This is a genomic window from Nocardia sp. NPDC056064 (genome assembly GCF_042266925.1).
Classification (GTDB): Bacteria; Actinomycetota; Actinomycetes; order Mycobacteriales; family Mycobacteriaceae; genus Nocardia.
On the sequence record NZ_JBHJWO010000001.1, the window covers coordinates 402,601 to 425,966 of the forward strand.

22 protein-coding genes are annotated in these 23,366 nt (G+C 71.8%); 14 read left to right on the top strand and 8 right to left on the bottom strand.

What is annotated here, in order from left to right; all coding sequences use genetic code 11:
* The first annotated feature begins 17 nt into the window (after window positions 1-17).
* Window positions 18-1,022 carry a hypothetical protein gene (locus ACFC06_RS01950; protein WP_375926751.1) on the top strand — a complete coding sequence of 335 codons (1,005 nt, stop codon included), beginning with the start codon at window positions 18-20 and terminating at the stop codon, window positions 1,020-1,022.
* Window positions 1,023-1,025: 3 nt separating this feature from the next.
* Here ACFC06_RS01950 and ACFC06_RS01955 read toward each other — a convergent pair whose 3' ends face one another.
* From ACFC06_RS01955 to ACFC06_RS01975, 5 genes are all read right to left on the bottom strand, one after another.
* Complete coding sequence (locus tag ACFC06_RS01955; RefSeq protein WP_375926754.1) at window positions 1,026-2,468, bottom strand: hypothetical protein; 1,443 nt, start codon at window positions 2,466-2,468, stop codon at window positions 1,026-1,028.
* Window positions 2,465-5,491, bottom strand: coding sequence for a hypothetical protein (locus ACFC06_RS01960; RefSeq protein WP_375926757.1), 3,027 nt, complete (start codon window positions 5,489-5,491; stop codon window positions 2,465-2,467). Before ACFC06_RS01960 ends, ACFC06_RS01955 begins: the two co-directional genes overlap by 4 nt.
* An 80-nt stretch (window positions 5,492-5,571) precedes the next feature.
* Window positions 5,572-6,984, bottom strand: coding sequence for an MFS transporter (locus tag ACFC06_RS01965; RefSeq protein WP_375926759.1), 1,413 nt, complete (start codon window positions 6,982-6,984; stop codon window positions 5,572-5,574).
* Between the two features lie 89 nt (window positions 6,985-7,073).
* Entirely contained in the window at window positions 7,074-8,588 is a 1,515-nt protein-coding gene (locus ACFC06_RS01970; RefSeq protein ID WP_375926762.1) for an alpha/beta hydrolase, read from the bottom strand.
* Between the two features lie 133 nt (window positions 8,589-8,721).
* Window positions 8,722-9,474 (bottom strand): IclR family transcriptional regulator, encoded by a 753-nt coding sequence (locus ACFC06_RS01975; protein WP_375926765.1) that lies wholly within the window; start codon window positions 9,472-9,474, stop codon window positions 8,722-8,724.
* Between the two features lie 214 nt (window positions 9,475-9,688).
* On the opposite strand from ACFC06_RS01975, the gene ACFC06_RS01980 reads away from it, so the two are divergent.
* Genes ACFC06_RS01980 through ACFC06_RS02015 form a run of 8 tightly spaced genes read left to right on the top strand, consistent with a single transcriptional unit; the run spans window position 9,689 to window position 17,251 of the window.
* A complete protein-coding gene (locus tag ACFC06_RS01980; RefSeq protein WP_375926768.1) occupies window positions 9,689-10,726 on the top strand; it encodes an NrtA/SsuA/CpmA family ABC transporter substrate-binding protein in 1,038 nt (345 codons plus the stop codon).
* A gap of 1 nt (window position 10,727) precedes the next feature.
* Window positions 10,728-11,543 carry an ABC transporter permease gene (locus tag ACFC06_RS01985; RefSeq protein WP_375926771.1) on the top strand — a complete coding sequence of 272 codons (816 nt, stop codon included), beginning with the start codon at window positions 10,728-10,730 and terminating at the stop codon, window positions 11,541-11,543.
* Complete coding sequence (locus ACFC06_RS01990) at window positions 11,540-12,304, top strand: ABC transporter ATP-binding protein (RefSeq protein WP_375926774.1); 765 nt, start codon at window positions 11,540-11,542, stop codon at window positions 12,302-12,304. Before ACFC06_RS01985 ends, ACFC06_RS01990 begins: the two co-directional genes overlap by 4 nt.
* Window positions 12,301-13,326 (top strand): ABC transporter substrate-binding protein, encoded by a 1,026-nt coding sequence (locus ACFC06_RS01995; RefSeq protein ID WP_375926777.1) that lies wholly within the window; start codon window positions 12,301-12,303, stop codon window positions 13,324-13,326. Before ACFC06_RS01990 ends, ACFC06_RS01995 begins: the two co-directional genes overlap by 4 nt.
* A complete protein-coding gene (locus ACFC06_RS02000) occupies window positions 13,323-14,423 on the top strand; it encodes an LLM class flavin-dependent oxidoreductase (protein WP_375926780.1) in 1,101 nt (366 codons plus the stop codon). Before ACFC06_RS01995 ends, ACFC06_RS02000 begins: the two co-directional genes overlap by 4 nt.
* Entirely contained in the window at window positions 14,420-15,589 is a 1,170-nt protein-coding gene (locus ACFC06_RS02005) for an LLM class flavin-dependent oxidoreductase (RefSeq protein WP_375926783.1), read from the top strand. Before ACFC06_RS02000 ends, ACFC06_RS02005 begins: the two co-directional genes overlap by 4 nt.
* Before the next feature lie 16 nt (window positions 15,590-15,605).
* Window positions 15,606-16,325: a class II aldolase/adducin family protein gene (locus ACFC06_RS02010; protein WP_375926786.1), complete on the top strand. Its 720-nt coding sequence runs from the start codon at window positions 15,606-15,608 to the stop codon at window positions 16,323-16,325.
* Window positions 16,322-17,251 (top strand): ABC transporter substrate-binding protein, encoded by a 930-nt coding sequence (locus tag ACFC06_RS02015; protein ID WP_375926789.1) that lies wholly within the window; start codon window positions 16,322-16,324, stop codon window positions 17,249-17,251. The genes ACFC06_RS02010 and ACFC06_RS02015 overlap by 4 nt, the downstream gene beginning before the upstream one ends.
* Before the next feature lie 42 nt (window positions 17,252-17,293).
* Here the strand turns inward: ACFC06_RS02015 and ACFC06_RS02020 are convergent, their stop codons facing one another.
* Complete coding sequence (locus ACFC06_RS02020; RefSeq protein WP_375926792.1) at window positions 17,294-17,839, bottom strand: hypothetical protein; 546 nt, start codon at window positions 17,837-17,839, stop codon at window positions 17,294-17,296.
* 108 nt (window positions 17,840-17,947) lie between these two features.
* Between ACFC06_RS02020 and ACFC06_RS02025 the strand changes: the two genes are divergently transcribed.
* On the top strand, window positions 17,948-19,096 hold the full coding sequence (locus tag ACFC06_RS02025; RefSeq protein WP_375926795.1) for a sensor histidine kinase: 1,149 nt from the start codon (window positions 17,948-17,950) through the stop codon (window positions 19,094-19,096).
* Window positions 19,093-19,734 (top strand): response regulator, encoded by a 642-nt coding sequence (locus tag ACFC06_RS02030; RefSeq protein WP_375926798.1) that lies wholly within the window; start codon window positions 19,093-19,095, stop codon window positions 19,732-19,734. Before ACFC06_RS02025 ends, ACFC06_RS02030 begins: the two co-directional genes overlap by 4 nt.
* 56 nt (window positions 19,735-19,790) lie before the next feature.
* Here ACFC06_RS02030 and ACFC06_RS02035 read toward each other — a convergent pair whose 3' ends face one another.
* The gene (locus ACFC06_RS02035; protein ID WP_278262055.1) at window positions 19,791-19,937 is read right to left on the bottom strand and encodes a hypothetical protein; all 147 of its coding nucleotides are present in this window, start codon (window positions 19,935-19,937) and stop codon (window positions 19,791-19,793) included.
* 279 nt (window positions 19,938-20,216) lie between these two features.
* Here ACFC06_RS02035 and ACFC06_RS02040 point away from each other — a divergent pair, with 279 nt between their 5' ends.
* From ACFC06_RS02040 to cynR, 3 genes are read left to right on the top strand one after another with little or no spacing between them, the layout of a single operon-like run.
* Window positions 20,217-20,498: a hypothetical protein gene (locus ACFC06_RS02040; protein ID WP_278262560.1), complete on the top strand. Its 282-nt coding sequence runs from the start codon at window positions 20,217-20,219 to the stop codon at window positions 20,496-20,498.
* 40 nt (window positions 20,499-20,538) lie between these two features.
* The gene (locus tag ACFC06_RS02045; RefSeq protein ID WP_375926802.1) at window positions 20,539-21,123 is read left to right on the top strand and encodes an NAD-dependent epimerase/dehydratase family protein; all 585 of its coding nucleotides are present in this window, start codon (window positions 20,539-20,541) and stop codon (window positions 21,121-21,123) included.
* Window positions 21,124-21,176: 53 nt separating this feature from the next.
* Window positions 21,177-22,064 (top strand): transcriptional regulator CynR, encoded by an 888-nt coding sequence (gene cynR, locus ACFC06_RS02050; RefSeq protein ID WP_375926805.1) that lies wholly within the window; start codon window positions 21,177-21,179, stop codon window positions 22,062-22,064.
* Here cynR and ACFC06_RS02055 read toward each other — a convergent pair.
* On the bottom strand, window positions 22,057-23,310 hold the full coding sequence (locus ACFC06_RS02055; protein ID WP_375926808.1) for a serine hydrolase: 1,254 nt from the start codon (window positions 23,308-23,310) through the stop codon (window positions 22,057-22,059). The genes cynR and ACFC06_RS02055 overlap by 8 nt on opposite strands.
* Window positions 23,311-23,366 lie beyond the last annotated feature (56 nt).

The following is a 23,366-nucleotide window of genomic DNA, read 5'->3' on the forward strand; positions in this document are numbered from 1 at the left end:
GAGAACGGGGGCACGAGATGAGTGACGAGAACCGCGGCGAGCTGCTGCCGCCGCGCCAGCACGGAAGCACCTGGCGCGAATCGGAATACCGGGTCCTGGCCGACGATCTGCGCGCGGGCGTCGATCTGGCCGCGACGGCACGCACGGTGGGGCGCACCGAATCGGCGGTGCGCACCGCCCTGCGCAACTTCGTGCCACCCGAGGAACGGGTGCCCGCCGCCGGTCGCGAACAGTGGATTCGCGCCCGGCTGGTCGCCGAACCGGAATGGGACTGGTGGGCGGTGGTGATCGACCATCACCGTCGCTCCCGCAGCGGGCTGTGGTTCACCCGCCACGAACACTGCGCCCGTATCGGCTGGCGCAGACGCACCCCGATGCCGGCGCTGGCCCAGGAACTGGGCACCTCGGAGCTGACCACCGCGGAGCTGCTGCGCGCGCTCGGCCTGGCCGAGAGCATCGAGGACGCCGCCGAACGGCTCGGCGCCACCCCGGGCCAGGCCCTGGCCAAACGGGTCTCCGCGCACCGCGACAACGCGGTGGGCGCGCGCTGGATCCTGGTGATCGACGGCGCGGCGGGCACCACCCGCTCCCGCAATGCCCCGGTCCGCCGCCAGATCTCGCTGCACGAGAGCCGCGCGGCCGCCGAATCCGAACGCGATCGGGTGCTGGCCTGGCATGCCAGGGTCGCCGCCGACGACGACACGGCCGTTTGGTGGACCATCGCCGAACGCGGCCTCGACGGCACCGCCGGAACCACCCGCTGCGGCGCCTTCGATCCCGCCGCCGTCACCGGTGGCCGGGTCAGGGCCGAGGCGCTGACCGTGGGTGACGTGATCCGGGTGGCCGTCCCCGACGGCGGTTTCCTGCAGGACCGCATCACCGCCATCACCCAGCCCGGCGCGGGGGCGCCCATCGTCGTCGATCTGGCGCCGGTGGCGAATTCGCGGGTGCGCCGGGTGGTGGAGTTCGCGCCCGGTGAGGTCGTGGAGGTGGTCCGCCGACCGGGTGAGTCCTTCGGGTAGCCGCTAGCCGTCCGCCCCCACCGCGACGATCACCTCGGCCGAGCCGTCCGGTGGGGTGCGGCGGACACCGCCCGGGACCGGCTGCCAGTCATCGTGTCCGGCGGCGGTGATCACCTCGATCCGCAGGCCGTCGAGCCGGATCGCGTCGGCACCGTCCTGTGGTGGCACCGAGCTGTCGATGGCGGTGCAGCCGCTGACCCGCAGTACCACCCGGTCCGAGTCGTCGAGCACGACCTGCCAGCGGCCGTCGCGAGCCCAGATCGCGCCCACCTGGCCGTCCGCGCGGCGCCCGTGCAGCACGAACGGCATGCGCTGCTGCGCGCCGACCCAGGAGGGTGTGCCGGTGGATGTCTCGACCCCGAGCATCCACCCGCCCTCGCGGAACAGGGTGAACCCCCGGTCGCCGAGCTCGATGGTCGTGGTGCGGGGCGCGGTGGTCGTACGCAGAGTGGCGGGACCCCAGGTGTCGGCGAGGTCGGCGACGAGCGGGCCCAGCATGATGTCGTGGCCGTGGGTGGCCAGATGCGGCGCGTCCTCGAAGGCAGGGCCCACCCGCACCCCGGTCCTGGCCCAGATCCACAGCGCCGACAGCGCCACATACGTGTTCATGTCCGGGAAATGGGCGCGGCTGTAGGGGCCGGTGAGATTGCCCAGGTCCGCGTCGAAGAAGTCGTCGAGCTGGGTCCAGAGCGCGTCACGCAGGTGCTGCGCGGTGGCCGCGATCCGCGCGGAACCACTGATCTCGCACAGCAGCGACAGGGCGAACAGATTGATGCCGTCGTAGGTCGGTGCGTTGAATTCGTCGAACCGCCCACCCCGGGCACGGTGGCGTTCGGCGATGCGTTCCAGTTCGGCTTCGGCCGCCGCCAGCTCGGCAGGGTCACCGCGGCGGCTCGCCGACCAGGACCGCGCGGCGACCTGCATGAGCCGGGGGTTGGTGTAGTCCTGCGGGATGCGGCCCGGCGGCTCGGAACGCACCGCGCGTTCGACCGCCGCCGCCAGCTCGGAGGCGAGCTCGTCGGGCAGTAGCGACTCGAACCGGTGCAGGGTCACCGCGAACGCGCAGGCCACGAACTGCCGCCAGTTCGGGTCGTAGTCCCACCATTCGATCGCGCCCTCCGGCGGCCGCTGCGGCCATTCGGCGAAGCGGCGGAAGGTGCCGTCCCACGGCTGGCCGGGACCGTCGAGCTGCAGGTCGAGCACTGCCCGCAGCATCCGCTGGGCCTCGGCGAGGTCGCCGGGGCCGCCCCGGGCCAGCAGGCCATAGGCGAACCAGGCCGAATTCGGCACCATATGCAAGGTGGCGGGGGGTGCGAATTCCTCGTGTGTCCCCGGGGGATTCAGCACCAGCGCGGCGTCGGCGTCGTAGAACAGCTCGGTGTAGGCCACCGAGAGCCGTCGCAGCCGGTCGGCGCCGGGCAGGGTGTCGTCGCGCGCGAATGTCATCGGAACAGGATCGCTTTCCCGTGCTGGAGATCGTCGACCATCCGGGCCAGTCTATGGGCGGGATCGATGCCGAAGCGCGCCACCTTCGCCGCGACGTCGTCGACCAGCAGCCGGGCCAGCGCGGGATTGCCGCGTTCCCGATGCGCCTCGGACAGATACAGTTCCGACCGCAGCACCTCCGGATGCCGCGCACCCAGATCGGCCAGCTGACCGCGGCACAGCGCGGCCAGTTCCCGGACGTCTTCGGCGGACCATCCGCTGTCGAGCGTGGCCGCGCAGCAGGCATCGATGGTGAGCTGCCAGCGCATGGGCGCCGACATGTCCGGCCGCTGCCGCGCTCGTTCCACCGCGTCCAGCAGCAGTGCGCGGCCGCGTTCGAGATCGGCGGACGCGCCGGACTCGACGAAACGGTAGAGCAGGGTTCGCCCACGCTCGCGGACGGTTTCGATGATCTCGATGCGGGCGCCGTCGCGCGCTTCGGACCGCGCCTGCACGCGGGTGAGCGTCTCCAGTGCCTCGTCGAGCAAGCCCGCGTCGCGGCGGCACACCGCGTAGTTGTGCAGGTCGCGCAGCGTGGTCCAGTGATCGGCGTCGACATCGCCGCCTTGCGCGGCCAGGGTGCCGAAGATCGCGGCGGCCTCGCCGTAGTCGCCGAGCTTGCGGTGCAGCCAGGCCACATGACTGGCGGCCTCGCGGGTGGATTGCGAGGCGCCGAGCACCCGGCCGCGCAGTTCCCGCAGATCCTCGGCCTGCGTCATCGCCTCGCCGAGCCTGCCCCGATCGCGCAGCACGGCGACGACGAGCTGCTGAGTGGCCAGCGTGTCCGGGTGGGTGCGCCCGAGCAGCAGCCGCTGACGGTCCAGCAGTGGCCCGGCGATGGCGGCGGCCCCGGCGAGATCACCTCGGCGGCGCAGTACCGAGGCCATCTGGTGTTCGGCGCGCGGCAGATCGCGGTCGGCACCGGGTGCCCAGGCCGTCGCGAGGACATCGTGCAGAATCGCCTGCGCCGCACCGTATTCTCCCTTCACCGCGTGCGTGTAGGCGATATCGCAGCGGGTGGTGAGCAGCGCGGGGGCATCGGGGCCGAGCAGCGCCTGTTGCCGTTGCGCCACGGTGTTCAAACGCCGCAGGGCCGCGTCGGCGCCGACCGCGACCCGCTCGGCGCGCGCGTAGAGCCATTCGACGCGCAGCCGCTGCTCCTCGGGCAGCGCGGTCGCGTCGAGCTCGAGCAGGGGCGCGAGCACCGTGCGGGCCGTGCGGTGCTCGCCCTGTTCGGCCAGCGACCGCGCCCACATCTCGGTGAGTTCGGTCAGCTCCGGGCCGCGGGCCAGTCCGGCGCCCTGGGCGCAGGCCACGGCCGTGCCGCTGATCTCGCCGAGCAGCGGGATGTCGCCGTAGTCGCCGCGCAGCGCGAACACCAGCCGGCAGCAGGCCGCCACCAGCGCCCCGACGTGCACCTCGTAGCCCGCGCGGGCCAGCGCGACGATCAGCGCGTCGCGGATGCCGCGGCGCGGATCGTCGTCGACCGCCCAGTCCGCGTCGTGGGTCCGCAGCGCCAGCAGGGCCCGGATCTCGGGCCCCAGGTCCTCGTCGGCGGCGTCGCGCAGGGCCAGCCCGCGTCGCTGCCGGTCGAGGAAGCCGTACACCGGGCCCTGCACCGGGCGCAGCCAGTGCCGCCGCACCGCCTGGTCGACGAACCGGTCCGCGGCGGGCTCCGGCAGCAGCAGCGAGAGGTCGCAGCGTTCGTCGAAATACAGGTTCGCCCGATGATCGGCCTCCTCGATCGAGGCCGGGGTGGCGCAGGCTATCCGGCGCAGCCGGTCACGCACCCGATGATCGAGTGTCGCCCACGACTCGTCGAGGAACTGCTCGACGCGGCGCGGCAGATCGTGCAGCAGGCGCGGATCCAGGGAGGGCGCGGCCAGCGCTTCGCGGGTCCGGCGCATACCGCACACCAGCAGCAGCATGTGCAGGTTGGTGTACTGGGCGGCCAGCATCCTTGCGGAATCGCGGTGCGCGTGCGGGACGAGTTCGCCGATCACGGCGGCGCGTTCGTCGACGGTGAGCGGCGCCAGCGACGCACCGGCCGGAAAGCACCGGGCGAGCGCGGGATCGGGGGAGTGGACGCCGGATTCGGTGACGGTGACCCAGCGGTCGACCGCGGGTTCGGCCAGCCGCTGATTCCCCCGCTCCCATTCGGAGGTGATCACCAGCAGCGGTCCGCGTTCCTCGGCGAGCAGCCGCTTGAGCGCGTCGAGCAGCAGCGGATGGCTCTCGTGCAGGTCCTCGACGTAGATCACCACCGGCAGTTGGTCCAGGACAGCGGAGATCTTGCGCAGGAACTCGTCGACCGCGTTCCCGGCGACCGCGCGCAGATCCACCTCCTCGTCGGCCCCGACCCGCCCGCTCAGCTCGCGTTCCGCGCGGATCCGGGCGGCGATGAGCCCACCCAGGTGTACCGCGGGGCCCACCCCGGGAATCTGTGCCCCGACGAGCTTCAGCCCCGCCTCGATGCCCTGCACGGCCAGTTCCTCGACCGACATCCGGCCCAGCTGACCCCCGAATTCGCTTGCCGCCCCGCGCGCCTGCCGGACCAGGCCCGCGCGGCGCTGCACGAACGGGAAGTGCGTGTCGATCTGGCGCAGCTCCGCGCCGAGCTGGATCTCGGGCAAGCCGTCACCACGCCTGCCCGCGAAGCCCAGCCACAGATACCCGGGCAGCGCCCCGGCCGGACGCTCCCACGCGGTCGGGCCCGCGACCTTGCGCGGACCGGTCGGCCGGTCGTCGCCGAGAACGCTCGGCGGCCAATAGGCGGGCGCCGGCTGACCGGCCGCCAGCCTGCGATAGAACTCGTGGACGATGCGCGTCTTGCCCGCTCCCGGCGGTCCTTCCAGCGATACCCAGGTCCGGCGCGGGGTCTCGGGCAACCGGTCCCACAGCGCGCCGAGCCCGTCGATGACGCCGACGCGGCTGCCGCCGGTGAACGCGGGCGGGGTGGACCGGCCGGGCGCGTTGTTCTCCACAGCGTCACGATAGTCGCGCCAGGCCCCCGGTACCGGGGGAATTCCGGGACGGGAACCGTTGGGCCACTGCGGCTTCCGCGCTAGAGGCGATCGGCGGTGCGCCCGGGCATGGCGGCCGCGCCGACCACCATGACGATCGCCATCACGAACATGACGACGAACACCCGGTGGATGCCCTCGGCGAGCTCGGCCGGTGTGGGCCGGTCGGGATCGGCGATCCCGGCGTTGACGACCGCGCCGAACACCGCGACCCCCACCGCGCTACCCAGCGAACGGGCGAACATATTGGCCGAGGTCACCACGCCGCGCTCCTGCCAGGGCGCCTCGGTCTGCGCCGCGATGAGCGACGGTGTCGAGACCAGCCCCATGCCCGCGCCGATGAGGAAGCACGACAGCGCTATCTGCACCGGGCTGGTCCGCGCGTCGATGAGCAGGGTGCTCGCGCAGCCGAGCACGGCCAGCACGCTGCCGACCAGCGCCGTGACCCGGAAACCCCAGCGCAGGTACAACCGGCCGGACAGGGTGGCCGACAGCGGCCAGCCCAGCGTCATCCCGCCGACGGTGAGCCCGGCCACCAGCGCGGTGGTACCGAGCACCCCCTGCGCGAAAGTGGGCACATACGAGGTGGACCCGAGCACCACGGCACCGATCAGCAGGGCGACGGTGCTGCTGGCCACCACCACCCGGCTGGTGAAGATCCGCAGCGGCAGCACCGGATCGGGCACGCGGGTCTGCACACAGGCGAACAGCGCCAGCACCACCGCGCTGCCCGCGAACAGGGTCAGCGACATCGGCGAACTCCACGCCCACGCCTGCCCACCCTCGAGCAGCGCCAGGATCGCCGCACCGGCGCCCACCGTGAGCAGCAGCGCGCCGAGCCAGTCGACGCGATGCGCGCGGCGCGGGGCGGATTCGGTGAAGTGCCGCAGCAACATCCAGCCCGCGACCGCGGCCAGCGGCAGATTGATCAGGAAGATCCACCGCCAGCTCAGATGATCCGAGAGCAGGCCACCGAGCAGCGGCCCCAGCACCGCCGATCCGGCCCACACTCCGGCCATGTATCCCTGCACCTTGGCGCGCTGCTCCAGCGTGTACAGATCGCTCGCGATCACCATGGTCATCGGCTGGATCGCCCCGGCGCCGATGCCCTGGACGGCCCGGAACACGATGAGCGCGGGCATGCTGGTGGCCAGCCCGCACAGCAGCGACCCGAGAGCGAATACCGCGATCCCGACCAGGATCACCGGTTTGCGCCCGACCATGTCGGCGAGCTTGCCGTAGATCGGCACCGTCACCGCCTGCGCGAGCAGATAGATCGAGAACAGCCACGGGAACAGCGCGAACCCGCCGAGGGTGTCGGTGATGGTGAGCACCGCCGTGGCGATGATGGTCGAGTCGAGCGCGACCAGCCCCGTCGAGAGCATCAGCGAGGCGAGGACCGCTCCGCGTTCGGAGCGCAGGCCGATGGCCGGATCCACAGTCTCGGTCGCCACCGCTGTCCTCTCGTCGCTGTCTCAACCATCCGGGTTCAACGTATCCACGGCAGGTCTGTTCCCGCGCGGGGTTTTCCGCCCCGCCGTGCTCATCCCCCGGCGGGGCATGGCAGCTGCGCGGGTGGGGGAGTCAGGTCGACCAGGTAGCGCACGACCGCGTCGTCGACACAGGCCACGCCCTGCCCGACCACCCCGTGCTGCACGCCCTCGTAGATGATCAACGAGGCGTCCAGCGCCCGGGCGAGCGCGATCCCACCCTGATGCGGTGTCGCCGGATCGCCGCTGGTGGAGACGACCACCACCGGCGGCAACCCGGATATCTCGGGGGTGTGCGGTTGTGCGGCGGTCGGCAGCGGCCAGAAGGCGCACATGTCCAGGGGTGCCTGCCCGGTGGCCCGGCCGTCGTCGAAGATCGGCGCGGCGGCGCGGGTCCGGCGATCGAGGTCGGCCGCGACCGCGCGATCGGTGACCCGTGGTTCCTCCAGGCACAGCACGGCGCTCTGTAGGTCGCGTTCGACGACCCCGGCGGTGGCCATACGGTCGGCGATGGCAAGGAACAGATCGCCGCGTCCCTGTGCCAGTTCGGTGAGCCCCGCGGTGATGCCCGGCCACGCCTGCGGGGTGTACAGCGAGTTCGTGAGCGCGCTCAGCGCGTCGGGATAGCCGAGGCCGCGCGGGTCGGCGGTGGCCGCGGGCCGGTCGACGAGCGGGTTGAGCAGCGCGCGGACCGCCTCGGTCGCGCCCGCCGGATCCGTGCCGACCGGGCAGTCCGGCCGGGTCGCGCAGTCGGCGGCGTAGGCGTCGAAGGCGCGCTGGAAACCGGCCGAGAAATTCACCTGGTCGATCATGTTCGCCGCCGGGTCGATTCCGCCGTCGAGCACCATCGCGCGCACCCGGTCGGGAAACATCTCGGCGAGCGTGGAACCGATCCGGGTCCCGTACGACCCACCGAAGTAGGTGAGTTTCTCGTCGCCGAGAACGGCCCGGATGACATCGAGATCCCGGGCGACATCGGCGGTTCCGACATGCGCGAGCACGTCGAGACCGGTGCGCTCGACGCAGCGGGCGATGTAGTCACGGTGTTCGCGCTCGGTCTCGGCGATGCCCGCGGCGGAGTAGTCGTTGTCGAGATCGCCGCGCTGGGCCCGGAATTCGGCCTCGGTCGAGCACGTCACCTTCGGGGTGGAGGCGCCGAGACCGCGCACGTCGACACCGATCAGATCGAAATGCCGGGCGATCGGGTGCGTCGCGAACGCGGCGAGGAAGCCGAGTCCCGGTGTGCCCGGACCGCCGGGGTTCGACAGCAGCGACCCGACCTTGTCCCCGTCCGCCGGTCGCCGGGAGACAGCGATCTGCGCGGTGCGCCCGTCGGGATCGGCGTAGTCCAGGGGCACCAGAATCCGTGCGCACTCGAAGCCCGCCTCGATGATCGCGGCGCCACCGGCGAAGTCCGCGCACGAGCCCCAGCTCGGGCTCTGCCTGTAGAACTTGTCCAGTCCGCCGGTGGGCGCGGGGTCGGTGCCTGCGCAGGCTGTTCCCGTCAGCAGTAGAGCCACCGCCACCGCCGCTCGGCCTTTGATCTTTCGCGTGCGTGGTTCGCGCATGTCACCGATCCCCCTGTGGTGTACCGAATTCCGGCGTCAGTCTGCCGGGTGCGGATCGGTGTGCCAAGGACCTGTCCGGGTGCCGGGAGTACCCGGATCCGCTTGCCGGACAAGGGGACACGATCGGGCGGGCTCAGTCGGTGGCCGCGGCGAAGGTCGCGGCGATCTCGGCCGCGGTGACCTTGGCCAGCTCGACGAAGAACGGGACGCGTTCATCGATCATCAGGCTGACCGGGCCGCGCAGACCGAGCGCGAAACGGCAGCGGCCGTGCGGGTCGAGCACGGGGATACCGATGGTGCGGAAGCCGGGGTCGAGCTCGCGGTCGTTGAACGCGTAGCCGCGAGCGCGCGTGGCGACCAGTTCGGCACGCAGCTCCTCGGCGCTCGACACCGACCGCTCGGTGCCCTCCTCGTAGGGCAGCGACCGCAGTTCGGCGTCGTCGACCTCCGACCAGGCCAGCAGCGCCTTGCCCAGCGCGCTCGCGTGCAAAGGCAGCCGCACGCCCTGCAGTTCGTGGCCGTCGCTCTCACGCCACCGGCTCGTCCCGAGCAGCACGGCGTGGATGCCGTGGCGGATCGCCACCGAGGCGTTGGCGCCGGTGGTGGCGGCCAGCTGCTCGAGGGCGGGTTCGGCGAGATAGATCTTGTGCTGGCGGTAGGCGATCTGGCCGTATTCGGCCAGCGCGCCGCCCATCCGGTAGCGGCTGGACTCGGCGTCCTTCTCCAGGAACCCGGCCTGCACGAGCGCCCCGAGCAGGCGATGGGTGGTGCTCACCGCGAGCCCCTGCGCGCGGGCGACCTCGGAGACCCCGCGCTCCTCGCCGCCACGAAAACAGTCGAGGACGGACAGGGCCCGGGTCACGGTCTGCACGCTGGAGGTCTCCACGCAGCCGACGGTAACACAGGCGAGCCACTCGCAGCGCCGACGCTTTCCGTATATCGGAAAGCTATGCGGCGGATCGGGCGAAAAGTCGCCATAGATTGCGGAATCCGGCTCTGTCAAGCTTTCCGATCCCTGGAAAGGCATACCTCGTTCACCGCCATGACCGCTCCTACGCTCCGTAACCATCACCCGCCCTACCCCTCACACAGGAGCCCCGATGTCCCGCAGGCTGCCGGCCTTCTCGCGGATCGCCCTCGCGATCGCCCCCGTCGTCGCCCTCGTCGCGGCGTGTGGCTCCGGCTCCACGCCAGAACAGGGCGCGCAGGCCTCGTTCGTTCTCAAGGTCACCGACCCCGGCAACACCGGACCGCTCGCGGTCGGCAAGCGCGACGGCACCTTCGACGAGGCGCTGGCCCCGCTGGGCGCCAGGATCGAATGGGTCAGCACCACCCCCGGTTTCAGCTCCAACCTGAAACTGTTCAACACCAAGGAACTCGACGTCTCCGGCGCCGCCTTCAGCCCGGTCGTCGGCGCGCTGTCCAAGGACGTCGGCGTCAAGATCGTCGCGGTGGCCGACCCGGCGGGCCAGGACCAGAGCGGCATCATCGTCAGCCCCGAATCGGGCGTGGACTCCGTGGCCGGGCTCGTGGGCAAGCGGATCGCGGTGAACCCCGCGGGCAAGGGCGAGTACATCACCCTGAAGGCGCTGGCGCAGGCCGGGATTCCCGCCGACAAGGTGACCAGGGTCCCGTTGCAGCAGAAGGACGCCGCCTCGGCCTTCGCCACCGGCAAGGTCGACGCCTGGGCCTCGTTCCTGGTGCCCTACCAGGAGGCCAAGGCCGCCGGGGCCCGCGAGATCGCCACCGAGAAGTCCATCGGCTCCAACGACAACACCGTCGTCGTGTTCCGCACCGAGGTCCTCGACCAGCGTCCCGACGTCGCCGCCAAGTACCTGGAAGTGCTCCAGCAGCTGACCGCGAAGCAGAAGACCTCGCCCGCCGATTTCGAGAACGTCTTCGACAAGACCGGCCCGCGCGCGCTGACCGGCGAACGCCTCGCCGACGCCGTCCGGGTGGGCGGGGAGGCCACCGTGCCGCGCCTGCCCGCCGAGTCCGACGCGGCCGATCTCGCCGATGTGGTGAACACCTTCGCCGACAACGGCGTCATCAGCCGGCGCATCACCGCCGCCGACATCTTCTACGACCTGCGGTCCAAGCTCAGCCCGGAGCAGCTGGCCGCGCTGAAGGAAAACTGACATGACCAGCCTCGAACTGGCGCCACCGCGCGCCAGGACGGCCGGGCAGCGGCCCCGATGGCTCTCCCTCGCCCTGCGCGCCGCGCTGCCCGCGGCCATCGTCGCGGCGTGGTGGGCGGGTTCGGCGAGCGGCGCGATCTCCCCGCGGGTGATCGCGAGCCCCGGCGCGGTCTGGTCGGCGTTCGTGGAACTGCTCGACAGCGGGCAGCTGATCGATTTCGCGCTGGCGTCGTTCGGCCGCGCCGCCGCCGGGGTGGCCCTCGGTGTGGCGGTCGGGTTGCTGCTCGGCCTGGTCTCGGGCCTGTCGAGCCTGGGTGAGGAGCTGGTCGACTCCACGATGCAGATCGTGCGGGCCGTGCCGTTCCTGGCGCTGGTGCCGCTGTTCATCTCCTGGTTCGGCATCGACGAGCTCTACAAGGTGCTGCTCATCGCGGTGGCCACCACCGCGCCCATGTACGCCTACACCTATCTCGGTGTGCGCAATGTCGATCGCAAGATGGTCGAGGCCGCCCGCAGCTTCGGGCTCACCGGCACCCGGCTCGTCGCCGAGGTGATCGTGCCCGCCGCGCTGCCCGGCATCCTGATGGCCCTGCGGATCTGCCTGTCCATCAGCATCACCGGCCTGATCGCCGCCGAACAGGTCGGCACCCAGGAGGGCGTCGGCTATCTGGTGACGCTGGCGCAGGAATACAACCGCACCGACTACATGGTGCTGTGCGTGGTGCTCTACGCGCTGCTCGGTCTGGTGTTCGACGCACTCGTACGGCTCGCGGAACGCTACGCGATGCCCTGGCGCACACAGGTGGCGATCCGATGACCACGACCACGGCCGCACCCGTCGCGCGCACCGAGTCCGCGCAGCCGCCGGTGGCGGTCTCGATCACCGGACTGCGCAAGGCCTTCGGCGAGAAGGTGGTGCTCGACGGCATCGACCTGACCATCCGCCAGGGCGAGTTCGTCGTCCTGCTCGGTCCCAGCGGCACCGGCAAGACCACGCTGCTGCGCCTGCTCACCGGACTCGAGGTGCCCGACGCGGGCGAGGTCCTCGTGCCCGGCCGGCGCACCACCGTCTATCAGGAACCCCGGCTGATCCCGTCCAAGCGGGTGCTGGCCAATGTGCTCGTCGGCCTGCGCCGCGGCAAGGCCCAGCGCGAAGCCGGACTGCGGGCACTTGGGGAAGTGCAACTCGACGGCAAAGCCGGGCAGTGGCCGGCCACCCTGTCCGGCGGCGAGGCCCAGCGTGCCGCGCTGGCCAGGGCGCTGGTGCGGGAACCGCAACTGCTGCTGCTCGACGAGCCGTTCGCGGCGCTGGACGCGCTGACCCGGCTGCGCATGCAGGACCTCGTCGGCGATCTCGTCGCCCGGCACCGGCCCGCCGTCCTCATGGTCACCCACGATGTCGACGAGGCCATCCGGCTGGCCGACCGGGTGATCATCCTCGACCACGGCCGCTTCGCCGTCGACGAGGTCATCGACCTGCCCCGCCCGCGTGACCACGCGGCACCCGAAACCCTCGGTTACCGAACACAATTCCTCGACCGCCTCGGCGTCGGATCACACACCAGGAGCCTGTCATGACCGAAACCCTGTGGTACACCCGCTGCCCCGTGCCGACCGCCAGCGGTCTGGCGCACAGCCTCGGCTGGCTCGGTGAGACCGCCGCGAGCGCCGGGCTCGAGTTCGGGGTCCTGCAGGACGCGGGCCCCGAACTCGCCGGGCACCATTTCCTGCACGACCTGTCCGGGCTGATCCGCGAGGGCGGCAACGTTCCCGCGCTGGCGGCCCGCGCGCAGGGCTCGCCGACCCGGCTGATCGGGCTGACCTGGATCGACGAATCCCAGGCCGTCCTGGTCGGGCCCGACTCGTCGGTCACCGGCGCCGCCGACCTGGCCGGGCTGCGCGTCGGCGTGCCCGCCTGGGCCCAGGACCAGGCCCGCAGCTTCCCCCGGGCCATGGCGCTGCACGGCTTCGCCAATGCCCTGCGCCCGGCCGGGCTGACCCTGGCCGACGTGCGGGTCACCGAACTCGCCGTCGACCGGGACCCGCAGGTGCGCACCGAGATCCAGTCCGCGCGCCGCTCCACCACCTGGGGCGTGGAAGAACTCCTCGCGGGCACGGTCGACGCGATCTACGTCAAGGGCGCTCGTGCCCAGGAGGTGGCCGTCGAGCACGGCCTGCGCGTCGCGGTCGACCTCGACGCCTCGGCGACGAAGCACCTGCGCGTCAACAACGGCACCCCGCGGCCGATCACCGTGCACGCCGACCTGCTCGAATCGCGCCCGGAGGTCGTCGTCGGATTCCTGGCGCAGAGCCTGCGCGCCGCCGACTGGGCCGCCGGTGACCTCGACGGAGTCCGCGCGGTGCTGCAACGCGAAACCCTGTCCGGCCCCGACGGTGTCGTCGCCGCCTACGGCGACGAGTTCCATCGCGGCCTGCACCCCTCGCTCACCGAGGAACGCGTCGAACTGCTCGGCGTGCAGAAGCAGTTCCTCTACACCCACGGTTTCCTGGCCGCCGACTTCGACCTCGAAGCCTGGGTCGCCCCCGAGCCGCTGGCCCGTGCCCGCGAGCTCGTCGCCGCCGAAAGGGTGCCCGCATGAGCGAGTTCGTCTGGAAACTGCCCAGCCGGGGCGACGGCCGCCGCGCCGACCCCGGCCTGCGCACCCGCGCCGGCTTCGGCCCGGCGGCACCACCCACGGCGGCCACCGATGTGCGCCCCGGCCGCTTCGGCCCGTTCGACGATCTGGCCCAGATCGTCGACGCCGCGGAACTCAACGGCTTCGACGGGGTGCTCGCCCCCTACGATCCGCTCGGCGAGGAATCCTGGATCGTGGCGGGCGCCGCCTTGCGCGCCACCCGTTACGCGCAGGTCACCGTCGAATTCCAGCCCGCCTTCGGCACACCCGTGTACGCCGCCAAGATCTCGGCGACCCTGCAGCGGCACTCCCGCGGCAGGCTGAACTGGCGCCTCGCCGTGGACCCCGACCCGGCCGAGGCGACCGCACGCGGCGACCGGGTCGACGGCGACGACCGCTACCGGCGCGCCGCGGAGTTCCTCACCGTGGCCCGCGGTGTCTGGAACGAGACCGAGGTCGGCGCCGCCGGATTCGCCGGCACCGGCTTCGCCTACGCGGGCCAGTACTACGACGTCGTCGACGGCGGATTCCGCGGCATCCTGTCCGGGCTGCCGTTCCCGCGGGTCCACCTGAGCGGCACCGGCGCGGCGGCCTTGCGGTTGTCCGCCGAGCACGGTGATGTCCACGTCTTCGGCGAGGAGATCGACGGAATCTCGCGGGCCACCGCCGAATTGCGCGAACTGGCCGACGCGGCGGGCCGCCGGGTCCGGGTCGCGCTCGAGCTGCCGATCATCGCCAGGGAGACCGAGGACGAGGCCTGGGCCCGCGTCCACCGGCAGTGGGACGAACTCGGCCGCCCCGGGTCCGCGGCCGAGCACGCGCTGGGCGACGGCCGCTGGGCGGGCTTCGAGGCACTCGGCTACGACCGGCCCATCGGCCTGGTCGGCAGCTACGAACAGGTCGCCCGTCAGCTCGCGGTCTACGAGATCGCCGGGGTACAGACCTTCGTGCTGTCCGGCCATCCGCACATCGAGGAGATCCACCGCGCGGGCGAACACCTGCTGTTCCTCGCGGACCCGGCAGGCCGCACCCTCCCCACCGCGCAGGAGCTCACCGCATGACCATCGACGTCTACTGGCGCATCGGCATGGAAGGCGACCACGCCTCCCTGCGCACCCCGCGCCGCTACAACCGCGGCAACGCCGGCGGTTACGGCCCCGGCAATCTGGCCCCGGCCGTCCGCGGTGGCGCGCTGGACGAATACAGCTACCTCGACCACGTCGCCGCCGTCGCCAAGGCCACCGAATCGGCGGGCTTCCTCGGCGGGCTGCTGCCGTCGTTCCCGGTGACCGACGACCCCTGGGCCGTGGCCGCCGCGCTGGCCGCCGAGACCACCACCTACCGGTTCATGGTCGCCTTCCAGCCCGGCTTCCTGCACCCGGTGCAGGCGGCCAGGATGTCGGCGAGCCTGCAGCGCGCCACCGGCGGCAGGCTGGTCTACAACATCATCAGCGGCGGCGGGGGACCGGCGCAGCTGTGGTGGGGCGACAAGGTCGCCCACGACGACCGCTACGCCCGCACCAGCGAATTCCTCGACGTGCTGCGCGGCGTGTGGGACGGCGAACCCTTCGACCACGACGGGCGCTTCTTCCGCACCGAGGGCGCCGCACTGCCGCCCGGCCTGGCCGGTCAGCCCTTCCCTGAGGTGTACTTCTCCGGCTCCTCGGGTGCCGCCGTCGCCGCGGCGGGCCGCCACGCCGACTACTACCTGTCCTGGCTCGAGCCCTTCGCCGACCTGCGCGCCAAGTTCGACGGCGTGCGCCGCAACGCCGAAAGCCTCGGCCGCACACCGAAGTTCGCCGTGCGCATCGACATCGTCGCCCGGCACACCGAGGAGGCGGCCTGGGCCGAGATCGAGAAGGGCTGGGCCTTCGTCGACCGCGACGCCGCCAACCGCGCCGCCCAGGGCGACTCGGTCGGCGCGGCCAGGATCGCGGGCTGGGTACCCGAAACCATCACCGGCTACCGCGATCTGGAAGTCCAGCCCAACGTCTGGTGCGGGTTCAGCCTCATCCGCGGCGGCCCCGCCTTCGGCCTGGTCGGCAGCTACGAGCAGGTGGCCCAGCGCCTCGACGAACTCATCGACCTCGGCGTCGACGCCTTCATCCTCGCGGGCAACCCGCACCTCGAGGAGGCCTACCGGGTCGGCGAGGAAGTACTGCCCCTGCTCGGCCGCTCCCGGCTCACCAGCCCCACCACCGACACCGTCCTCGCGACGGCCCGATAACCGCAGGAGAATTCCGATGACCACCACCGAAACCCGCCTGCCGGAGGCCGTCGCGGCCTTCGCCGAGGCGGCCACCCGCGACGCCGAGACCGCCTTCCGGGTCTTCCGCGAGACCGGCACCGTCACCGGCAACGGCACCGTCAACTTCGTCGAGCGCGTCCCCGGCGAGGAGATCGCCGTCGCCCTCAACGAGCCGGGCCCCTGGGCGAGCGACCGCACCGTCGCGCCCGTGATCGCCACCTTCGACGGAGAAGTGCTCTCCGGCAAGGGTTCCGCCGGATTCGTCACCGGCTACGCCAAGGTGTTCCGCGCGCACCCGGAGATCACCTCGGTCGTGCACATCCACACCCCGTGGCTGGGCGGCTGGGCGCAGACCCACCGCACCCTGCCCATCCGCTACGCCGCCTCCCAGCGCCTGACCCTGTCGCGGGAGATCCCGCCGCATATCGACCGCAGCATCGGCGCGGGCGATTTCATCCTCGACAAGCTCACGACCGACCCGCACCTGGTCGCCATCTTCGAGGCCAACGGCGGCGCCAATGTGATCGGCCGCGCCGGTCTGCTGGAACTGGCCAAGTTCGTCGTCCTGCTGGAGGAGGGCGCCCAGTACCAGGCCATCGCCGAAACCCTCGGCGGTTCGGTCGAATTCGACCCGTCCAACCTGGCGGTGCAGTGGAGCCGCAGCGGCCTGGCCGACGAGGCCCGTCGCCTCGGCCTGATCGGAGAGGCCCGATGAGCCTGCGCGTCGGGTACTTCCCGCACAACAACTCGCTGTTCGTGCTGCGCCACCGCGGCATCCTCGAGCGCGCGATCCCCGACGTCGAGTGGGTGGACCTGCGCGAGCTGCCGCAGGCCGCGCGCGTCGACCCGAAAACCGCACTGCCGGGCGAACATTCGGACTGGCTGTTCACCGAGGGCGGCTACGACATCATCGGCACCGGCTTCACCCCGCCGCTGACCGCGCTGGCCAACCAGCGCGACATCGTCTACCTCGGCATCTCCGGACCGCGCGTGGAGAACGGGCGGCTGGTCGCCACGGCCGCGAGCGGCATCACCTCCGCGGCCGACCTGAAGGGCAAGCGCGTCGGCATCGCGCACGGCTCCTGGCAGACCACCCTGCTGCTGTTCGCGCTCGATCAGGTCGGCCTGACCTGGTCGGATGTCGAACCGGTCGATGTCGACGTGCGCGGCGGCGGTGCCGCCCTGCTGAGCGGCGAGCTCGACGCCTGGGTGGGCACCTATCCTGGCCTGCGCGAGGTGGAGGCGGCCACCGAGCTCACCACCCTGGTCGACACCGCGTCGGTCTTCAGCCACCCGTCGCTGTGGTTCACCCGCCGCGACCTGGCCGAGAACAACCGGGCGGCGGTCGAGGCCGTGCTCGCGGCGCTACGGGAATCCGATGCCTGGATCATCGCGAATCCCCGTGCGGCCGCGCAGTACTTCGTCGACGACGCGCAGGCCCGCGGCCTGCCCGCCGACCTCGACGCGTGGGAGGCGGCCCTGCGCGGCAGGCCCTTCGGTATCCACCCGGTGAGCGAGGCGTTCCTCGACGAACAGCAGCGCGCCGCCGACCTGCTCGCGGCCAACGGCCTGCTCCCGCGCACGGTCGACGTGCGCTCGGCGGTGCTGCCCGGCATCGCGGAGGAAACCGTCTCCGCCTGAACGAACGGCCCGGCACCCTCTCCGGGGGCCGGGCCGAGTTCGTCAGCGCCGTGATCCGCTGACCCACACCGGCCCGGTGACCAGCCAGATCACCGTGATCACGCCCAGCGTCCCGAACACCCCGGCCAGCTGCTCACGCTGCTCGGCATCGGCCACGGTGTAGCTCAGCGCCAGCGTGAGCAGCGCCGCGATGGCGGCCGCGCCGAGCCAGCGCGCGAAGTCCGCCCACTCCTTGCGGGCCCGTTCGGGTCCGTCCTTCGGCACCTTCACCGGTGCGGGGCCCCCGGCGAAACGGTAGGCGAAACGGGCGTCGAGCCACGCGATCATCCGGTGCCCGAACATCACCGTGCAGCCCAGGTAGATCCCGGCCAGGCGATGCGCGAAACCCACCTCGCCACCCCGGTGCAGGTCGACGGCCACCGCGACGACGAGGACCACGTCCAGCACCGGGACCAGCGCCAGTGTCACCAGGCCCGCCCGCCGCAGTCGTGCGGCGTAGCGCAGCAGCAGCCCGCCGACCACCAGCACCCAGAACCCGATCTCGCAGGCGGCGATGGTCAGCAGTACGGGGTTGTTCAGCTCGTCCATACCCTCACTGTGCCGGGCGGACCGGTGTGTGGTCGTCGTGCGGAAGGCGCGCGTGCGGTCCGTCTTTCGGGGGACCCGCGCCCGCCCCGCGGTGTGCTGGAATGGGGCATGCCCACGCCGCGCTCGCCCCTGGACCGGCTCGCGGACGTCTTCGACAGCGCGACCGCCGCCGCGGTCGGGGTCTTCCTGGTCGGGCTGCTGCTGTGGGCCGCCGGCGGCTGGGCGGTGGTCATCGACCGCGACCTGTACCCGCCCCCGGCCAAACTCGCGCTGCTGGGCGCCGCGTTCGCCATCCAGCTCACCGCCCAGCGCAGGCCCGCGCTCGCCTTCGGGCTGATGGTCGCGCTGCTGGCCGGTGACTTCGTGCTCGGACCCTCGCTGCCGCTGTGGATCGCGCTCACCGATGTGATCTTCCTGGCCGTCAGCACGGGTTCGGACCGGCTGGGACTGGTGGTCGGCTGGTTCGCGGTGCTCGTCACCGCGGGCGGCGCATTGCTGGCCCTGGCCGTGTTCGGGGTGCGGGCGGCGCTGTACACCGCCCTGATCGCGATCGCGCTCACCTGGTCACCGCTGGGCTACGCGCGGGCCGTACGGGCCTCACGGCGGATGGTCGGTGTGGAACGCAATGCCGCGCGCGCCGAACTCGCCGCGCGCGACGCCGAACGCGCCGCCGCCCTCGGCGAGGAACGCCGCCGCGTGGCCAGGGATCTGCACGACACGGTCGCCGGTCACCTGTCGGCGGTGGCGATCCTGGCCGAAGTCGCGCAGAAGGACCCCGGCAACACCGCCGTGCTCGGCACCATCCGCGCGGGCAGCCTGGCCGCGCTCGACGAGATGCGCGCGACCATCGACCTGCTCACCACCCCCGAGGACACCGCCGTCACCGCGCGGCTGTCCTCCCTGGACGGGCTCATCGATGCAGCGCACGCCGCGGGCGGCACCGTGACCCTGCGCGGCGCCGACGATCTGGCCCTGCCCACCGCGGTCGAATCGGTGATCACCCGTATCCTCGGCGAGACCATCGCCAACGCGACCAGGCACGCCCCCGGTGCCCCACTGGAGATCGAGGTGCGTCGTGAGGCGTCGCGGGTGGTGGTGACGGCCTCGAATCCGATCGAGCCGGGCAGCGCCGTCGGACAGGGGAACGGATTGCGCAATATGGCCTTTCGCGCCGAATCGATGGACGGCACGCTCACCGCGGCCGCCGAGGACGGGCTATGGCGCGTGCGCCTGCGGCTGCCGCTGGGGCAGCGATGACGGTGACGGTCGTGGTCGCCGACGATCACGCGACCATCCGGGCCGGCATCACCATGCTGCTCGAATCCTCCGGGCAGGTGCGCGTGGTCGGGGAGGCAGCCGACGGTGTCGCCGCGGTCGGCCAGGCCAGGGCGCTGCGCCCCGACGTGGTGCTCATGGACGTGCGGATGCCGCGCGTCGACGGGCTGGAGGCCACCGCGGCGGTGGTGGCCGACACCGACGCCAAGGTCCTGGTGCTCACCACCTTCGCCATCGACGACTACGTGCTCGGCGCGCTCGCGGCCGGAGCGAGCGGGTTCCTGCTGAAATCGGTCGGCGGTGACGAACTGGTGCGCGCCGTGCTCGCCGTGGCCGACGGCGACGCGGTGCTCGACCCGAAGATCACCCGCGCGGTCATCGCCGCGCTGCCCCGGGCCACCACCCAGGCACCGGCGCCCGATCTGTCCGCCCTCACCGACCGCGAACGGCAGGTGCTCGCGGGACTGGGCGCCGGACTGTCCAATCACCAGATCGGCAGGCGTCTGCACATCGGCGAGGCCACCGTGAAGACCCACGTCTCACGGGTGCTGAGCAAACTCGGCGTGCAGTCACGCGTGCAGGCCGCGGTGATCGCGACCCAGGCCGACCTCGAACCGTGACCGGCTGCGCCCCGCGACCGGGGCGGTCGCGGGGCACAGGCGCGGCGGGGTGGAGCTCAGCGTGCTGGTTGCGGGTCGGACTGATCCGGACGGATCCGGCGTGATTCAAACCAATAGGTCAGCGACACTGTGGCATAGGAGGTCACTACCACTGTTGCGGTCACCAGAAGAAACGCGGCGATCAAAGGGATCAGGAAAGCCATGTGCCCTCCTCGCGGTACGGTAGGCGTGCGATGAAGGTGGTGGTCAGCGCCTCGTCGCGCCGATTGTGGACAAGCCCCGCGTACTCGATCGTAGGGGCCCGGCGCGAGGAGAGCACGGCCCGGCGCGTGTGATCGCGATCATGTATCAGCTGGAGTGTCACCCGCGTCACCTCATCGGTTCTGAGGTTGAATGTTCAATCGATCTGGGTTCTACCGCGTCACGAGTTCTCGACATCGGCTTCACCACGAAAACCCGACGAAGGAGCAACGATCGTGAGCATGATCCTGGCTGTGTTGGACAGCGCCGTTCTCGCGCAAGTCGGCAATCCCACGCCGGAGGCGCCGCCGATGGCAGAGAAGATCCTGCAGTTGGGCCGGTATTTCACCTGGATGATCCTGCTGTCCGGCGTCACCGCCATCACCTACGGTGGCGGCCGCTTCGCCTGGGAGAAGTGGAGCGGCGGCGGCCTGCAGTCCCCGAAGATGATCGCCAGCGCGATGGCGGGCGGCGCGGTCGCCACCAGCGCGGGCACCATCATGAACGCGGTGATCGGCGCGTGAGCGCGACACCGTGACGCGCGGCCCCGGCTAAGGTCGGGGCGTGCGCATCTTTCTCGCCGGCGCGACCGGCGTCATCGGAACGCGACTGCTGCCCTTGCTGATCGGCGCGGGCCACGAAGTGGCCGGGCTGACCCGCTCCCCGGCGAAAGCGGACGCGATCCGCGACGCCGGGGCACAGCCGGTGGTAGTCGATGTCTACGACGCGCCGGGGCTGACCGCCGCGGTCACCGCCTTCGCGCCCGAACTGGTCCTGCACCAGCTCACCGACCTGCCCGACGATGTCGCCGAGCTGGCGAACTCCGGCGCGGCCAATGCCCGCATCCGCACCGAGGGCACCGCGAATCTGCTGGCCGCCGCCGCGGCGGCGGGCGCGTCCCGGTTCCTGGCCCAGAGCATCGCCTGGGAACCGCCCGCCGGTCGCGGCGCGGTGATCGCCGACCACGAATCCGCGGTGCTGGCCGCCGGCGGCGTCGTACTGCGCTACGGCCAGTTCCACGGCCCCGGCACCTATTACCCCACCACCCCACCCGAGCGGCCCCGCGTCCACGTCGACATCGCCGCAGCACGGACGCTGGACCTGCTCGACGCCCCCACCGGCACCGTGGTGATCGTCGACCCGGAATAGCGGCCACCGCGCGCTCGCCGGGGCACCGATAGCCCCTGCCTATCATCGAGGACATGGAGCTGCGCCACGTCCGCTACCTGCTCGCCGTCGCCGAGCACGGGAACTTCACCCGGGCGGCCGAGGCGCTGCACATCTCCCAGCCGACGCTCTCGCAGCAGATCAAACAGCTCGAGCGGCTGCTCGGCGCGCAGTTGCTCGACCGCACCGGCCGCACGGTGCGGCTGACCGACGCCGGCCTGGTCTACACCGAGCACGCCCGCAACGCCCTGCGTGACCTCGCGGCCGGTGAGCGCGCGGTGCACGACGTGCAGGATCTGCACCGGGGGCATTTGCGCGTCGCCATGACCCCGACGATCACCGCCTATCTCGTCGGCCCGCTGCTCGACCGGTTCCACCGCGCGCACCCCGGCATCACCGTCACGATCACCGAGACCACCCAGGACCGGCTCGAAGCCGACCTGCTCGCCGACACCGTCGACCTGGGTATCGCCTTCAGCGGCGCGCACGCCCCCGGGATCGACCACACCGCGCTGGGCACCGAGTCGCTGAGTCTGGTCGTCGGCGGCGGGCACGCCCTCGCCGCGCGGTCCGAGCCGCTGCCGGTCGGGCGGCTGGCCGACGAACCGCTGGCGCTGCTGCGCCGTGACTTCGCCACCCGCGCCCACATCGACGCCTACCTGGCCGGGTGCGGTGTCATCCCGCGCGTCGCGGTCGAGACCAACTCCATCGGCGCCCTGGTCGAGGTCACCCGGTGCGGTGCCCTCGGCACCGTGCTGCCCGACGCGATCGCCCACGCCCACCCCGACCTGCGCCCGGTCGCCCTCGATCCCGCCGTCCCGTGCCGCACGGTCGAGCTACTGCGCCGCGACACGGCCTATCACTCGGCCGCCGCCCGCGCCTTCGCCGCTGTCGCCCGGGAAAGCACCGACGCAGTCACCTGAGGTCGATCCACTCCGGGGTGCGCTCGAGGCGCGGCAAGGTCGCGGAGATCTGGGCGACCAGCTTCCACGGCCGATCGGTATCGGTGGCGGCTTTGCCGCTGGTGAGGATCGCGCCGGACAGGCCGCGTTCGGGGTCGGCCCAGCCGTACTGGGTCGTCAGGCCGCTGCGACCGAAGTGCGCGCGGGTGTCGCGGCCGAATTTGGAACGGCGGCCGCCGAGTTCGAAACCCGCCCGGCTGACCCGGCCCGCCGCGCCCGGAATGCGCTCGGCCGGGCGGATCGCGTCGCGCAGCGTGGTGGGCTCGATGATCCGCACCCCGTCGAGTTCGCCACCGCGCGTGAGGATTTCGTAGAAGCGCGACAGTTCCGCGGCGGTGGTGACGAGATTGCCGGAGGGGAGTTCGGCGGCGAGGAAGGCGTCGTTGTCGGCCTTGGACGCCTTGTCCATCCGTCCACCGAGCGCCTTGCGCGCCAGGAACAGCGACAGGCGCGAGGGCGGGGGACCGGTCTTCACACTCGGCACCACCTTGTCGATATCGGCGGGCGCGACGCCGAAGGTGGTCCAGCGGAAGCCGAGTGGGTCGAGCACCTGCTCGGCGAGGTGTTCGCGCATGCGCTTGCCGGTGGCCCGCTGCACGAGCAGCCGCTGGATGAGTCCGCTGGTCAGTGCGTGGTAGACGCGGAAACGGCCGGGCGGCCAGCTGGGCACGAGATCGGTGAGCGCCGCCAGCGCCAGCTCCTCGTCGGGCACCACCTCGCTGGCCCGGTACGGCGAGGGCATGAACGGAACACCCGCGGAATGCGACAGCACGTGACCGATGGTGATGCGGTCCTTGCGATGCGCGGCGAACTCCGGAATGTATTCGCACACCGGGTCGTTCAGCGCGAACGCGCCCTGCTCGACGAGCATGGACATCACCGTCGCGGCGACACCCTTGGCGGTGGAGAAACCACAGAACGGGGTGTCCGGGGTGACGAGGATCTTCTCCGCGTCGGGGGCGTCCCGGGGCCCGTTGCCCCAGCCGTGGCCGATGGCCCGGTTCAGCACGATCCTGCCGTTGCGGCGCAGACACACCTGGATCGCGGGTGTGGTGCCCAGGGCGTACCAGTCGCACACCGAGGCCCACAGCCGTGCCACGGCCTCGGGTGACGTGCCCGCAGCCAGGGGATCGTCCTCGGGCCCGACGGTCGTCACCGACGTCAGATCCTCGGCGACCGTCACCACACTGCCGGTTCGTGCGCTCATGGGCCCCACCCTAGCGACGCCGCGGGTCCCCGACACTGTGACGAAGACACCTCGGC

What these genes read in the sequence shown, in the direction of transcription:
- ACFC06_RS02025 (WP_375926795.1), top strand. Translation starts at nt 17,948, where the DNA reads ATGCCCACGCCGCGCTCGCCCCTGGACCGGCTCGCGGACGTCTTCGAC.
- ACFC06_RS01990 (WP_375926774.1), top strand. Translation starts at nt 11,540, where the DNA reads ATGACCACGACCACGGCCGCACCCGTCGCGCGCACCGAGTCCGCGCAG.
- ACFC06_RS02030 (WP_375926798.1), top strand. Translation starts at nt 19,093, where the DNA reads ATGACGGTGACGGTCGTGGTCGCCGACGATCACGCGACCATCCGGGCC.
- ACFC06_RS01985 (WP_375926771.1), top strand. Translation starts at nt 10,728, where the DNA reads ATGACCAGCCTCGAACTGGCGCCACCGCGCGCCAGGACGGCCGGGCAG.
- ACFC06_RS02035 (WP_278262055.1), bottom strand. Translation starts at nt 19,937, where the DNA reads ATGGCTTTCCTGATCCCTTTGATCGCCGCGTTTCTTCTGGTGACCGCA.
- ACFC06_RS01995 (WP_375926777.1), top strand. Translation starts at nt 12,301, where the DNA reads ATGACCGAAACCCTGTGGTACACCCGCTGCCCCGTGCCGACCGCCAGC.
- ACFC06_RS02055 (WP_375926808.1), bottom strand. Translation starts at nt 23,310, where the DNA reads ATGAGCGCACGAACCGGCAGTGTGGTGACGGTCGCCGAGGATCTGACG.
- ACFC06_RS01950 (WP_375926751.1), top strand. Translation starts at nt 18, where the DNA reads ATGAGTGACGAGAACCGCGGCGAGCTGCTGCCGCCGCGCCAGCACGGA.
- ACFC06_RS02020 (WP_375926792.1), bottom strand. Translation starts at nt 17,839, where the DNA reads ATGGACGAGCTGAACAACCCCGTACTGCTGACCATCGCCGCCTGCGAG.
- ACFC06_RS01970 (WP_375926762.1), bottom strand. Translation starts at nt 8,588, where the DNA reads ATGCGCGAACCACGCACGCGAAAGATCAAAGGCCGAGCGGCGGTGGCG.
- ACFC06_RS02000 (WP_375926780.1), top strand. Translation starts at nt 13,323, where the DNA reads ATGAGCGAGTTCGTCTGGAAACTGCCCAGCCGGGGCGACGGCCGCCGC.
- ACFC06_RS02005 (WP_375926783.1), top strand. Translation starts at nt 14,420, where the DNA reads ATGACCATCGACGTCTACTGGCGCATCGGCATGGAAGGCGACCACGCC.
- ACFC06_RS01980 (WP_375926768.1), top strand. Translation starts at nt 9,689, where the DNA reads ATGTCCCGCAGGCTGCCGGCCTTCTCGCGGATCGCCCTCGCGATCGCC.
- ACFC06_RS01955 (WP_375926754.1), bottom strand. Translation starts at nt 2,468, where the DNA reads ATGACATTCGCGCGCGACGACACCCTGCCCGGCGCCGACCGGCTGCGA.
- ACFC06_RS02010 (WP_375926786.1), top strand. Translation starts at nt 15,606, where the DNA reads ATGACCACCACCGAAACCCGCCTGCCGGAGGCCGTCGCGGCCTTCGCC.
- ACFC06_RS02015 (WP_375926789.1), top strand. Translation starts at nt 16,322, where the DNA reads ATGAGCCTGCGCGTCGGGTACTTCCCGCACAACAACTCGCTGTTCGTG.
- ACFC06_RS02040 (WP_278262560.1), top strand. Translation starts at nt 20,217, where the DNA reads ATGATCCTGGCTGTGTTGGACAGCGCCGTTCTCGCGCAAGTCGGCAAT.
- cynR (WP_375926805.1), top strand. Translation starts at nt 21,177, where the DNA reads ATGGAGCTGCGCCACGTCCGCTACCTGCTCGCCGTCGCCGAGCACGGG.